Origin of the sequence: Corynebacterium sp. MSK047 (assembly GCF_030232285.1) — a bacterium.
GTDB classification, from domain to species: Bacteria; Actinomycetota; Actinomycetes; order Mycobacteriales; family Mycobacteriaceae; genus Corynebacterium; species Corynebacterium jeikeium_D.
Genome location: NZ_JASPJI010000005.1, coordinates 65,055 through 78,446 on the forward strand (window position 1 = coordinate 65,055; position 13,392 = coordinate 78,446).

General features: G+C 58.7%; 7 protein-coding genes and 1 riboswitch. Of the genes, 6 read left to right on the forward strand and 1 reads right to left on the reverse strand.

What is annotated here, in order from left to right; translation table 11 throughout:
* Nucleotides 1-54 precede the first annotated feature (54 nt).
* Nucleotides 55-177: riboswitch (TPP riboswitch) on the forward strand.
* The 4 genes from thiO to QP981_RS03010 all read left to right on the forward strand — a co-directional run bounded on the left by thiO (nt 164) and on the right by QP981_RS03010 (nt 3,681).
* Nucleotides 164-1,360 (forward strand): glycine oxidase ThiO, encoded by a 1,197-nt coding sequence (gene thiO / locus QP981_RS02995; protein WP_425394741.1) that lies wholly within the window; start codon nt 164-166, stop codon nt 1,358-1,360. (Overlaps the previous riboswitch by 14 nt.)
* Nucleotides 1,361-1,373: 13 nt before the next feature.
* The gene (thiS, locus tag QP981_RS03000) at nt 1,374-1,607 is read left to right on the forward strand and encodes a sulfur carrier protein ThiS (protein WP_049172154.1); all 234 of its coding nucleotides are present in this window, start codon (nt 1,374-1,376) and stop codon (nt 1,605-1,607) included.
* 29 nt (nt 1,608-1,636) lie between these two features.
* Nucleotides 1,637-2,482: a thiazole synthase gene (locus tag QP981_RS03005; RefSeq protein WP_049172170.1), complete on the forward strand. Its 846-nt coding sequence runs from the start codon at nt 1,637-1,639 to the stop codon at nt 2,480-2,482.
* Entirely contained in the window at nt 2,482-3,681 is a 1,200-nt protein-coding gene (locus QP981_RS03010) for a ThiF family adenylyltransferase (RefSeq protein ID WP_070862579.1), read from the forward strand. The genes QP981_RS03005 and QP981_RS03010 overlap by 1 nt, the downstream gene beginning before the upstream one ends.
* Before the next feature lie 36 nt (nt 3,682-3,717).
* Here QP981_RS03010 and QP981_RS03015 read toward each other — a convergent pair whose 3' ends face one another.
* Entirely contained in the window at nt 3,718-5,304 is a 1,587-nt protein-coding gene (locus QP981_RS03015; RefSeq protein ID WP_016421418.1) for an alkaline phosphatase D family protein, read from the reverse strand.
* A 209-nt stretch (nt 5,305-5,513) separates the two neighbouring features.
* Here QP981_RS03015 and QP981_RS03020 point away from each other — a divergent pair, with 209 nt between their 5' ends.
* Both QP981_RS03020 and QP981_RS03025 read left to right on the forward strand, forming a co-directional pair.
* On the forward strand, nt 5,514-7,316 hold the full coding sequence (locus QP981_RS03020; RefSeq protein WP_284857388.1) for a BCCT family transporter: 1,803 nt from the start codon (nt 5,514-5,516) through the stop codon (nt 7,314-7,316).
* A 441-nt stretch (nt 7,317-7,757) separates the two neighbouring features.
* Nucleotides 7,758-13,073 (forward strand): G5 domain-containing protein, encoded by a 5,316-nt coding sequence (locus tag QP981_RS03025; protein WP_284857387.1) that lies wholly within the window; start codon nt 7,758-7,760, stop codon nt 13,071-13,073.
* The last annotated feature ends 319 nt before the right edge of the window (nt 13,074-13,392 follow it).

Here is a 13,392-nt window from a genome sequence, read left to right on the forward strand (position 1 = left end):
AGGTTGGGGATGCGGTGTCGTGGCGGTGAGTCCGAAGTCATATGATGGGGGAGTACCACGTTCCGCGGGAGCCGTACTCGGTATCGATGAGATGCCGCTGGCTGAGAGGGCGAGTAACGCCGACCGCTTTTACCTGATGCGGGTTATGCCGCCGGAGGGAGGAATGGCAGTGAATGCTGCCGCTATGGGTGCCGCCTCGACAAGTGAGGGCGGCACAGGGAATACGTCGTCAAGCGTTGTTATCGCAGGCGCGGGCATTATCGGCTTGGCGACGGCATGGAGACTACTCCGCCAGGGATTCGATGTGACCGTCCTCGATGCCGAGCCCGTTTCCGGCGCAACCTTCGCCGCGGCTGGCATGCTGGCGCCGGTTGCCGAAGTCGTGTGGGATCAGCCGACGCTGTATCCGCTGATGGTGGAATCGGGCAAGCTCTACCGCGACTTTGCCCAGGCCATCGCCGAGGAATCGGGCCACGATGTTGGCTATATCGAGAATTCCACGTTTGTTTGTGCGGGCGATGCCGCTGACCGGCAGACACTCAGCGAGCTCGTTGAGCTGCAGCATGACATGGGCATGGAGATCAACCGCATCACCGCCACCGAGGCGCGCCGGGCAGAACCGGCACTGGGGCCGGGCTGTGTTGGTGCGGTGGATATTCCGGGAGATCACCAGGTCAATCCGCGTCTGCTCGCCGAAGCGTTGCTGACCATTCTGGGAGACCGCGTCATCCGCACCCGCGCGGAAGAGGTTATTTACGCTTCCGATGCCGACCCCCGCCAAGCCATTGGGCTGCGCGGCACGGACGGAAATGACTACCTCGCCGATGAGGTCGTTCTGGCTGCGGGGCTGAACACCGCCGATATGGCCGGTCTGCCGGAGAATCTGAATCTGCCGCTGCGCCCGGTCTATGGAGATGTGCTGCGTCTGCGTGTACCGGAGCGCCTGCAGCCACTGGTCACTCGCACTATTCGCGGTGTGGTTCAGGGGCGTCCGGTTTATATCGTCCCGCGTGCCGACGGCACCGTCGTGCTCGGCGCAACCTCGCGTGAAGATGACCTGACCGGCGTCTCCGCCGAAGGAGTCCACCAGCTACTCCGCGACGCATACCGCCTGGTGCCCGGCATTCTCGACTGCGAAATCTACGAGATGACCGCCCGCGCCCGGCCTGGTTCCCCAGACGATGTCCCCATGATTGGTCGCGTGGCTCCAGGACTGACCGTGTCCACCGGCTACTTCCGTCACGGCATTCTGCTTACGGCCATCGGCTCCAAGCTCACGGCCGATGTCGTCGCAGGTCGGGAAACTGACAACGACCCGGCGCTTCTTTCCGCCGTCAATCCATTCCGCTTCAGCGATTAGAGGAGGCTCGCTTATGTCCACCACAACACTCAATGGCGAAGGCTACACACCGGCTGCGGGGGAGATGGTCGCAGATCTCGTCGCAAAGCACACGGGGCACGCGCTTAACGACGACGGCACTGCCGCGGACGGCACCCGCCTGGGAATCGCGGTAGCCGTGGATGGTGCGGTAATCCCGCGAGCCAAGTGGGCGAGCACGCCCGTGACAGGTGCAATCGACATCGTGACAGCAGTTCAGGGAGGCTAGAGATGACCGCGAATTCCGCACAAGCAAACATGTCCGCGCAGGAAAATGAAACTGGGGCGGCGAGCGGACTTACACGCGAACCGCTGCGCATTGGCGGGCTGGAGTTGAACTCCCGTCTGATTATGGGAACTGGCGGTGCGACCAGCATGGATACGCTGGAGCGCGCGCTGGTGGCTTCGGGCACCGAGCTGACTACGGTGGCGATGCGCCGCTTTACGCCCGGCACGAAGCAGAACGTTTTTGAGATTCTGCAGCGCAACAATATTGCGGCGCTGCCGAATACTGCGGGGTGCTATACCGCTCGTGACGCGGTGCTGACTGCGCAGTTGGCCCGCGAGGCGCTGGAGACCAATCTGCTAAAGCTCGAGGTCATCGCCGACGAGGACACGCTGCTGCCGGACCCGGTCGAGCTGGTTGCGGCAGCGGAGCAGTTGGTAGCTGACGACTTCGTCGTTTTCGCCTACACCAACGACGATCCGGCGCTGGCCAAGCGGCTGGAAGATCTGGGCTGTGCAGCTGTCATGCCGGCGGGCTCGCCGATTGGCACTGGTCTGGGCATTCTTAACCCACACAACATCGAGCTGATTGTGGACCGCGCGAATGTGCCCATCATCCTGGATGCGGGCATCGGTACCGCGTCTGAGGCAGCTCAGGCGATGGAGCTTGGCTGCGATGCAGTGCTGTTGGCATCCGCAGTGACCCGTGCACATGATCCGGTGGGCATGGCCACGGCGATGCGCTTCGGCGTTGAGGCAGGACTGACTGCTCGCGAGTCCGGCCGCATTCCACGGCGTCGACTGGCCCAGGCGAGCTCGTCGTTTGAGGGCATCATCACTGAGCGCGTCAGCGGCGCACGCGAGCAGGATTCTCTGTAATGGCTGAGCAGGGGGTCAATCTTTCGGACCGCGACCTGCGCCGGTACGCCCGGCACCTAACACTTCCGGGCTTTGGTGCCGAGGGGCAGCGAACTTTGCGAGCCTCCCGCGTCCTCGTCATCGGAGCTGGTGGCTTGGGATCGCCTGCGCTGTTGTACCTGGCCGGGGCAGGGGTCGGGCACATCACCATCATTGACGATGACGTGGTCGACGAGTCCAATCTTCAGCGCCAGGTCATTCACCGTGAGTCCGATATTGGTCGCCCGAAGGCCGAATCTGCCGCGGATGCCGTGCGGCGCCTTGACTCCGAGGCATCGGTGACCGCAATCGTCGGCAGGTTAAGCGTCGACAATGCTGAGGAGCTCTTCGCCACTCACGATGTAGTGCTCGACGGCGCGGACAACTTCGCCACGCGCTACCTGTCCTCCGATGCCGCGGAGCTGACCGGAACGCCGCTGGTCTGGGCCACGATTCTGCAGTTCGCAGGGCAACTGTCCGTCTTCTGGCCTGGCCACGGCCCCATGCTTCGCGATCTTTACCCCGACATCCCCGATCCCGGCTCCGTGCCGTCGTGCGCCGCAGGCGGTGTCCTCGGCGCAATGGTCGGACAGATCGGCTCCATGATGGTCGTCGAAGCTATCAAGGTGCTCACTGGTGTCGGCAAGGTCGCCGTCGGCAAACTCGTGCTTATCGACGCCCTGGAGGCAACCACCCGCCCACTGTCCTTTGCAGCCGACCCGGAGCGCGAACCCGTTTCCGACTTGACCGAAATTGCGCAGGTGTGCGCAGCTTCGTGGACCGAGGATGAGGAGGCCCCGGCGCAGAGCATGCGCAGCATTGGCCCCAACACGGCGCACGAGCTTCTTGCCGAGGGTGTGCCTCTCATCGATGTACGCGAGCCTGAAGAACACGCGGAGGCTGCCATTGCCGGATCTGTGCTTGTGCCACTCGGCAACATTCGCAGCCGTGGGTGGGCTGCGATTCGCGAAGCGTGGGCTGAGCGGAACCTCCAGTCGAACTACCCACGAGTTCTGATTCACTGCCACTCGGGTGCCCGCTCGCAACAGGCAATTGAGCTGTTGGCCAGCGAGATTGAGGCTGATGGCGCCATACCGGAGCTCATCAATCTGGACGGGGGCATTGTGGCCTGGCAGGCTGCGGGGCAGGAGACCGTCGTAAAGCGTGGCGGAACGCACTAATTAGTGGCTACCGCCACGCGCTGTTGAACAGTGTGCCTACGCCTGCGGCTTCAGCGTTGTCGACCACAACTCGGTGCCACGAGTGGTGAGCAGACGGACGGTCATCTCGCGTGAGTCGCCGTCGATATCGACTTCGCCGAAGTGCTGGAAGTCCTGTGTGGGGTCGGCGTTGGCATTGTCTTTACCCGGTGCGTGGACGTACTCCACCTTCGGCCCGAAGGTCGAATCCATTTCGTTGGGGCCGAATGCGCCCGCGTGGAGAGGACCGGAGACGAATTCCCAGAAGGGTGCGAAGTCGGTGAACTGTGCGCGCTCTGGGCTGTAGTGGTGAGCCGCGGTGTAGTGCACATCGGCGGTGAGCCAGACGACATTTGAAACATCTTTAATGGCGCTGAGCAGGCGGGCGATTTCACGTTCACGTCCTGCAGGTGCACCGGCGGCACCATTGGATACGCTTTCTTGGTCACCATCGTCGCCGTCGGGGACGATGATTCCAAGCGGTAGGTCATTAGCAACAATCTTCCACGTCGCGCGGGAGTCCTTGAGGGAGTCGATTAACCAGTTGGTCTGCTTTTCGCCAAGGATTGGTTCTTCGGTTGTCGAGCGCGGATTATTGGAAGTGTTTTCTCCCTTGTAACTGCGCATATCCAGAATGAATATGTCTAGCAACGGGCCGTAGGAAACCTTGCGGTAGACGCGCCCATCTACAGCCATTTGTTGATCAATTGGCTGCCACTCATGGAAGGCCTGGTAGGCACGCTTGGCCAGGGTGTTGACATCGCGCTCGGTATAGCGATCGTCGTCTAGGACTTCGTTGGGGTACCAGTTGTTGACTGTTTCGTGGTCATCCCACTGGACTAGCTGCGGAACCTGCGCATTGAAGGCCAAGTAGTTCTTGTCCATGAGGTTGTAGGAGTACTGGCCACGATACTCTTCGAGGGTTTCAGCAACCTTGGATTTGGCCGGAGTGACATGGTTGCGCCACACAGTGCCGTCGGAAAGCGTGACGGATTCATCCAGCGGACCGTCGGCATAGCAGGTATCGCCTGAGTGAATGAATAGGTCTGGATTGCGCTCCATCATGGTGGAAAAGCCGGTGTATCCACCGATTTCGTCGTTAATTCCCCAACCCTGACCTGCGACATCGCCGGACCAGTGCAGGCGGATGTTGGATGCGCGGTTGGGGGCAGTACGGAAGGTGCCGATAACGGGATCAGAGCAGATTCCAGTATCTGCCTCTTCGAGCGTGACGCGGTAAAAGATTTCCTGTCCTGGCTCGAGACCGACGACACGTAAACGTCCGGTGCCGTCAGTATCTGGAGTTAACAGAGAGTTGCTGCGGAATACCTTGGCATTCTGGAAGCTCTCAGTTGCAGCAGTTTCAACCACCATATGGGCGGGGCGGTCTGAGCGAGCCCAAATCAATGCGCCGTCGCCGCGGATATCGCCACTTGCAACGCCGTGGGTGAGCTGTGGCCGAGAACGCAGTAACCCTGGGGAGGCCAGTGACGGCGAACCCGGTGTAGCTGAAGCCGCAGCTCTAGAGGCATGAGCGAGCGTGACTGAAGTGGCAAGTGCGGTGGATGCGCCTAAACGTAGAGCGCTGCGACGGGAAAGCTGCATGGAGTCGAACGATAGGTTTTCCACTTTGACGTTCAGTTAAACCAGCGTGAACTCGAAGGAAAAAGTCGCAATTACAGCACAAAGGCTTAGTTATTGAGAATGACTGGGCTTCCTTTTGTAACGTAGATAACCGACTTGGGAGGAATGTGTCTTCCGAGCTGTCTTTTCTGAGACAGACAATCTAGAAGTGAAAGGCGCTGACCCCGATAATGGGATCTACACAAACGCCACAAGTAAAAACGCAAGAAAAGAAGTCGGGCGGTTTTCTTAAGAACCTGCCGACCGACCCGTTGATCTTCACGACGGCGATGGGTTTCATTGTCCTCTTTGTGGCAGTGACCATAGCGCTGGGGGATACCGCTCGGGATGCCTACTCGGCCGCTTCCGATTGGGTTACGTCTAACATGGGCTGGCTGTTCATCGGTGGTGTCTCGGCAAGCTTTATCTTCCTCATCGGCTTGTTTGTGTCCCGCTACGGACGCATCCAGCTTGGCGATGATGACGAAGAGCCCGAATACACCATCGCCGAATGGTTCGGCATGCTCTTCGCCGGTGGTACTGGCTCCATGCTGATGTTCTGGGGCGTGGCTGAACCGCTCAACCATGCCTACAACCCGCCGTTCGGTCAAGAGCCGATGAGCCGCGAAGCTCAGAACACTGCGATGGCATTTACCATCTACCATCTGGGTATTCACATGTGGGTCATCATGGCGCTGCCGGGGCTCGCGCTGGGGTACTTCATTTACAAGCGTCACCTGCCGCCGCGCGTCTCCTCCATCTTCGCGCCGCTGCTCGGTACCCGCATCTACTCATGGCCGGGCAAGCTTATCGACGCCGTCGCCATCATCGGTACCGTCGTCGGTATCGCGGTATCGGTGGGCATGGGTGCGCTGCAGATTAACTCCGGTGCTGCTCGTGTAATCGGTACCCCGGAAAACTCGATGGTGCAGCTCATTCTGATTGCCATCATTATTGTGATTGCCTCGATTTCCGTGGCCCGCGGTCTGGACAAAGGTATTAAGGTGTTGTCCAATGCGAACATTTGGGCCGCTATGGCATTGATGGTCTTCGTGCTGCTCATGGGCCCGACATTGACGCTGCTGCGCCAGACCGTCGATACGACAGGTGTCTACTTGGATGCGCTGCCTCGCATCATGTTCTGGACTGACTCCTACGACGTCAACCCGAATTGGAAACAGGGCGCCTGGACGGTCTTCTACTGGGCCTGGACAATCTGCTGGTCGCCATTTGTGGGCATGTTCGTCGCCCGTATTTCCCGCGGCCGTACAGTCCGTCAGTTCATTGCCGGTGTGATTGCACTGCCGACAATCGTGTCAATCATGTGGTTCTCTATCTTCGGCCGCGCTGGCTTCGAACTGGAAAATGAGCAGCCGGGCATTCTGACGGAACCAGTCGTCGAAGGAGGGGATCCCTCGCCGGCTCTATTTATCCTGCTGGAGCAGTACCCACTGGCAACCCTTGTCAGTGTGTTTGCGCTCTTTGTGATCATGATCTTCTTCGTCACCTCCATTGACTCCGCTTCGATGGTGATGGACATGATGTCCACCGGTGAGGAAAACAAGGCTCCGACCCTCTACCGAGTGCTGTGGGGCGTCATGATCGGTGCTGTGGCAGCTTCTCTGCTGCTGATCTCTGGTGAAACCGCACTGGAAGCGCTGCAATCTGCGGTAATCGTCATCGGTGTACCGTTCTTCTTCCTCCACTTTGTGATGATGTACTCCTTGGTCAAAGGCATGAGTGATGACCACATGGCAGTGCGCAAGCCGGTTACCCGCCAGTGGGAGAAGACCGATACTCCAGAGAAGTTGGAGAAGCACGAAGCCGCACCCGCGCCGGGCTACGACGAAGAGGGCAATGAGCTGCCGCGCTTTGAGTACACCCACGATGAAGAGGGACGTCTGGTTATTCAGTCCGATGTGGTCGTTGAAGGTGAGTTTGAGTCTGGCGAGAAGTCGGAATCAGAGGAATCGGATACCAAGTCTGAGTCGTAGGAGAGCATGGTCGCAGTAGTGCCCGGCACTTGTGGCCACGCTATTCACCTATCGTTGCGCTGTAGCGTGGCCATAAGTGAGTAGTGCATCGATAAGAGCGAAGGCAAAGGCTGTAGCCAAACAAAAACGCCGCCCACGGAAACCAAAAGTAGTTTCGGTGGGCGGCGTTTTGTATTCGTTGTGCCAGTTTGCCAAGCGTTGCTTTCGCCGAAATTTCAGGGGTGTATGGGGGTGTCACCAGGATTTATGGCATTAATTTTGCATGCTAAACTGTGGGTGCACCCTTTTTTTACGGTTTGCGGTTAAGTGTCACCGAGCTTTCTGGGTGGTGAACATCCAAGTGTTGATCCTCAAAGTCTCGCTAACAGACTCGGTGAGGTGCCAGCGGGCCCGTACCAGGTGGGTAAGGATAGGAAAATTGGATAAGGACGCAAAATGCGTATGAAATTACCGGAAGCGTTAAAGAAGCGCTCCGTACGCGCTCCTTTGGCTGTGCTAACAGTCGCAGCCGTAGTTGGTAGCGCGATCGGAGTTGCTCCGAATTTTGTCTCTTCACAGCCGGAGGCGGTAGCTGCAGAACTCTCCGGCGGTATCCGCGACAAGTCCGGCGCGGTGGAGAAGGACGCCCAGAAGGCCTCCGACCTCCCGGCCGGTTCGTGTGTTGTCTCGGAGAACGCTCCGCAGGGCAGCCAGGCTGGTTTCAGCTGGAACACCTTGGAACCTGCGGCTGACAGCCCTTCGAAAACACTGTGGGGTTTGAGCGTCTCCTTCGATAACTCGAAGGACCGCACGTTCGCTGATTGGAGCTTTACCAATTCAGGGTTGTTGTCGGTGGTTCTCGATGCGAGACAGGTCCCCTCTATGGGGGCCGGTCAGACCTTTCTTCCGGGCGAGGTAGTCACCCACAAGGCCGACGAAATCCTCGATATTACTGCTTCTGGGCGACAGCGAAACCTGAACCTAAACGCGGAACTGACCGACGCGAAAGTCAAGCAGTTCGCTGAGGCCACTGCCGCTAACCCGGTGCGTTATGCCTGGCAGAGCAACTACAAGCAAGCGCGCACTTCCGCTCCGTTTGCCACTCAGGGAGACTCCGCAACCTTTGCGGCTGTCGTAAATCCGTGGCCGAGCGAGAACATCGAATGTAACCCGATCACGGTCTCGTGGGAGAGCTTCGAAAAGCACGTTATCGTCCCCGGTGAGGAAACCAAGGTCGGTAAGATTAACGTTCCTGCTGTGACGGGCGGCGGCACGGATGATTCGATGTCCCGCATGGTCGTGGAGGCCTACGACGGCAACGGCAAGTTCATCGGTACCACCGACCCAGCGGCCTCCGGTGGCACCAAGAACCTGCGTATCGACGAAGCGACCGGCGAGATTTTCTTCACCTGGCCTGAGTACCGCGGTACCGACCTGGCAACTGATAAGAACGTGAACTTCTCCGTTCTGGCAAAGCCGCGTAGCGTGGACCAGCTCCAGGCTGCAGCTAAGAGCCACAATGAGTTTATCGAGCATGACGGAGCCTTCGACAGCTCCAACTCGCTGACGCGCTACAACAAGGCAAACGTCATCGACTCCAAGGCGTTCTCCCTGGACGACACCGAGTTCCACTCCCCGAAGTACGACAAGGAGGACGCGTCGATCATCTCGGGCGTGGATAGCGCTACCGGCCCGTTGGCAACCGAGCCGCAGAAAGTCGTCTTCAAGCAGGTACCAGATAAGATCAAGGATCTGGTGAAGAAGAAGGGTGACGGCGGCTTCGAGGCCAAGGTCGAGCTGGACGAGAAGTACGTCTACGAGGGTTGGACCGTCGAGATGGACGAGGACTATAACGTCACCGTCACCGCTCCGGAGAACCCGAAGCCGGGCACCTTCGCACGCCCGAAGGTCACCGTCGAGTACTCGAATGGCTCCACCGATGAACTTGAGCTGCTCGTCGTGGTCGACCCGAACAATACCCAGGTCACTGACCTGGTGCGCCCGGGCCTTGCCAAGGGCAAGGTGAATGAAGACATCACCTCTCAGATCACCACCAAGTCCATCATGAAGGGCCATAAGCCGGTTCCCCCGGCCAAGTTTGAGATTGACCCGTCCACTGTCCCGGAAGGGTGGACCGTCAAGGTCGACGAAACAGGTAAGGTCACCGCGAAGGCGGACGACTCTGTCGCGCCGGGAACCGTCATCACTCCGAAGGTGAAGGCGACCTATCCGGACCAGACCACCGATGAGATCGAGGTCCAGTTCCAGGCGATCGTGGACATCAAGATCCCGACTTACGACACTGTAACTGGTCAGCCAAATGCGAACGTCAGCCTCACTCCGGAACTCCCCGAGCGCGGGCTGAGCGGCAACACGACCGATGAGGCCCCGTCGCGCTACACCTTTGAGGACGGCACTAACCAGACCACCCTCACCAGCAAGGATGGCAAGACGTGGACTGTCTACGTTGATGAGAAGACTGGTGAGATTAAGACCACCATTCCGAGGGACGCGCACGAAGGAGACATTCTTAATGTCCCAGTCCTCGCGCACTACAGTGATGAGGGCAAGCAGAAGCCGCAGACGGTTGTAGGCACCATTGTCGTTATTAAGGGTGACCTGCAGGCAAACTACGATGTCCAGACCACTGGACCGGGTCAGTCCGTCGAACATCATGTCGACGGTCCGCCGGAGGGCTCTACTTTCTCCTTCGGACAGAAAGACGGCAAGCCGGTCCTCACTCAGAATGTTGACGGCTGGGAGTACAAGGTTGACCCGAACACCGGTGTCGTTACCTCGACTCCGCCGGCCGATGCGAAGCCGGGCGACAAGAATACCGTCACCGTGACGGTTAATGCCCCAGGCGGTCGTGCTACTCAGACGCCGGTTACTACCGTCGTGAAGCTGACTAATGCCTGGGAAGCAGATCCGTCTTACCCAACAGAGACGGTGTACCCGGGGGATACCGCAAAGCTGCCGTTAAACCTCGACAAGCCGGATAACGTAAACGTCGCCAAGGACAACCCATACGAGCTGGGCGAAGTTCCGGCTGGTTGGACTGTCAGTATTGACGACAATGGCGAGATCGCCGCAACCGCCCCTGCGGATGCGAAGCCGGGTGACCAGGTCAAGATTCCGGTCACCGTGACCTACGAGGACGGCTCTACGGATACCGCTTACGCTGTGGTTAACGTTGTCGACGTTCCGACGCGTGAGGTCCCGTTCAAGGTCGAGTACAAGTACGACGACACCATTCCTGCCGGCGAGTACAAGGTTGAAACCAAGGGCGTTCCTGGCAAGGAAAAGATGACCAAGGACGGCCAGTGGGAGCAGACCGAGGCACCGGTTAATGAGGTCGTCGTCATCGGAACCAAGGTTACTGAAAGCGAAAGCGCCGAGACTGTAACTTGGACGGTTCCGATTCCGTACCCGACCGAGGTTCGCGAGAACCCGGACCTGGCACCTGGTGAAATCAGGGTTGTCCAGGAAGGCGAGAACGGTGAGAAGACCTTTACTGCTAACTTCACCGCGAAGGGCGACAAGGCTGAGGTAACCGAGGAGAAGACCACGAAGGAACCTGTTACTCGCATTGTTGAGTATGGTCCCGGCGTGGAGCCATCGGAACTGGTGACCAAGACCGAGAAGCCGATTCCGTTTGAGACTGAAATTGTTTTCGACGACACCCTGGAAAAGGGTACTCAGGTCGTCGATCAGGAGGGTCAGCTCGGAACTGAGGTCGAAACTTCGACTCAGAAGATTGTGGACGGCAAGCCGTCCGGCGACCCTAAGGTGACCACTGAGCGCACCAAGGAGCCGGTCAAGCAGGTTATCCGTGTTGGCACGAAGACCGTGGGCACTCACACTACTGAGTACGAGGTAGACGTCCCGTTTGAGACTGAGATCATCTTCGACGAGAATCTGGAAGCCGGCACGCAGGAGACTGTCCAGGAAGGCAAGCTAGGCAAGGACAAGGTCACAACGACCCAGACCATCGAAAACTCGACGGTTGTGGATTCCAAGACCGAAACCGTGCGAGTGGCTGAGCCGGTCAAGAAGATCATCAAGGTCGGTACCAAGGGCAAGCCTGCATCCACGACCATCGAGTGGACTGAAAAGACTCCGTTCGAGGTCGAGGTTCGGGTCAACCCTGAGCTGAAGCCTGGTGAGACCAAGGTCGTCCAGGAAGGTAAGCAGGGCGAAATCAAGCACACCGTTAAGGTGAATGCTGACAACGGGGAAATCTCCACGGATGAGTCCTCTGAGAAAATCAGCGACCCGGTAAACCAGATCATCGAGGTTGGCCCGGCCAAGGGCCACGAGACCGCATTAACGGATAAGCACACGGAGAAGATTCCGTACGACACCCTCATTGAGTACGACCCGAACCTGGAAGTCGGCAGGGTTGTCGAGGAACAGGCCGGTGAGTTCGGTGAGAAGGAAATCACCAAGACCTGGAAGCTCGAGAACGGTGAGCCAGTAGGCGATCCGGAGATTTCGGAGACCGTTACTAAGGACAAGCAGGATCGAAAGATTCGCGTGGGCACTAAGTGCAAGTGCGAGCCGACGCCTCCTGTTGACCCGAGCGAGCCGACTGACCCGACTGAGCCGACTGAGCCGACGGACCCGAGTGAGCCGACTGAAAAGTGTGAGCCGGTGACCACGTCTGACTCGTGGATTGAAAAGACTCCGTTCGACACCTTGGTTCGCGTTAACCCGGATCTGGAGCCTGGCGAAACCAAGGTTGTTCAGGAGGGAACTCCAGGCGAGGTCAAGCACACTGTCACGATTACGGTTGACAGCGACGGCAATGTGGTCAAGGAGGATTCGTCTGAGACAATCAGCGATCCTGTCGACCGCATTGTCGAGGTCGGTCCTGCTGAGGGTGAGGCCCAGCTGACGGATAAGCACACTGCACCGATTCCGTTCGATACCATCATCGAGTACGACGAGACCCTCGAAGCCGGCAAGGTTATTGAGGATCAGCCTGGTGTCACTGGTGAGAAGGAGATCACCAACACCTGGAATCTCGAGGACGGTGAGTTTGTGGGCGAGCCGGAAACTTCTGAAGAGGTTCTCAAGGAGAAGCAGGATCGTGTGATTCGCGTGGGCACCAAGCTCGACTGCGAGCCGACTGAGCCGACGGACCCGAGCGAGCCGACGGACCCGAGCGAGCCGACTGACCCGACCAAGCCGACTGACCCGACCAAGCCGGGCAAGCCAGGTGACAAGCCAAGCAAGCCGGACAAGCCAAGCAAGCCAGGCAAGCCAGGCAAGCCAGGCAAGCCAGGTGATTCCGACAAGCCAGGCAAGCCAGGTGATTCCGACAAGCCGGGCAAGCCAGGTGACAAGCCAAGCAAGCCGGGTAAGGACGGAAGTTCCTCGAGCTCCAGCTCTAAGGGCGGTTCCTCTTCGGGCTCCAGCTCCAAGGGGGGAAGCAGCTCAGGTTCTAGCTCTTCGGGCTCCAGCTCCAAGGGGGGAAGCAGCTCAGGTTCTAGTTCCTCGGGCTCTAGCTCCAAGGGTGGTAGCACTTCGGGCTCCAGCTCCAAGGGCGGAAGCTCCTCCAGCGGTAGCCTCTCTGGTGGAAGCTCCTCCAGTGGAAGTACCTCGGGCCACAGCAGCTCGGGTGGCAGCACCTCGAGCTCCAGCTCCAAGGGCGGGTCTTCTCTGGCTGTCACCGGCGCTAAGGTCGCTGGCACGCTAGGAATCGCAGCAATGCTGTTGCTGGCTGGTGGTATTTTACTAGCGGTTCGTAAGCGCCACTCTCAGAATGAAAACTAGTGATACCAAGGCTTTCGAGTCGCATTGCTAGCTCCTAGAAAGGAGACGGCGGGAATATAGGAGAACTCCTGTATTCCCGCCATTTTTCATTCAATCCACCGGAATGGCACTCGCAAGTGGTAACTGGGTCTTGGTTTGCTTTCTAGGTGACACGAAACAGACCCCGATACTCCATATGTGCAGGCCAGATGAAGAACAACGACGCCCCCTCCAAAGGAACCATTAGATGGTGATGTAAAATCCCCAACTGCGGCAGCTCCACAACCCGGCGTTAAGTAGCAAAGCGGACAACCCGACAAACTACGGGCTGCAAATGTGA

Bases quoted from the DNA above. Each gene is read 5' to 3' on its own strand.
- thiS (WP_049172154.1), top strand. From the start codon at position 1,374: ATGTCCACCACAACACTCAATGGCGAAGGCTACACACCGGCTGCGGGG.
- QP981_RS03010 (WP_070862579.1), top strand. From the start codon at position 2,482: ATGGCTGAGCAGGGGGTCAATCTTTCGGACCGCGACCTGCGCCGGTAC.
- QP981_RS03005 (WP_049172170.1), top strand. From the start codon at position 1,637: ATGTCCGCGCAGGAAAATGAAACTGGGGCGGCGAGCGGACTTACACGC.
- QP981_RS03020 (WP_284857388.1), top strand. From the start codon at position 5,514: ATGGGATCTACACAAACGCCACAAGTAAAAACGCAAGAAAAGAAGTCG.
- QP981_RS03025 (WP_284857387.1), top strand. From the start codon at position 7,758: ATGAAATTACCGGAAGCGTTAAAGAAGCGCTCCGTACGCGCTCCTTTG.
- QP981_RS03015 (WP_016421418.1), bottom strand. From the start codon at position 5,304: ATGCAGCTTTCCCGTCGCAGCGCTCTACGTTTAGGCGCATCCACCGCA.
- thiO (WP_425394741.1), top strand. From the start codon at position 164: ATGGCAGTGAATGCTGCCGCTATGGGTGCCGCCTCGACAAGTGAGGGC.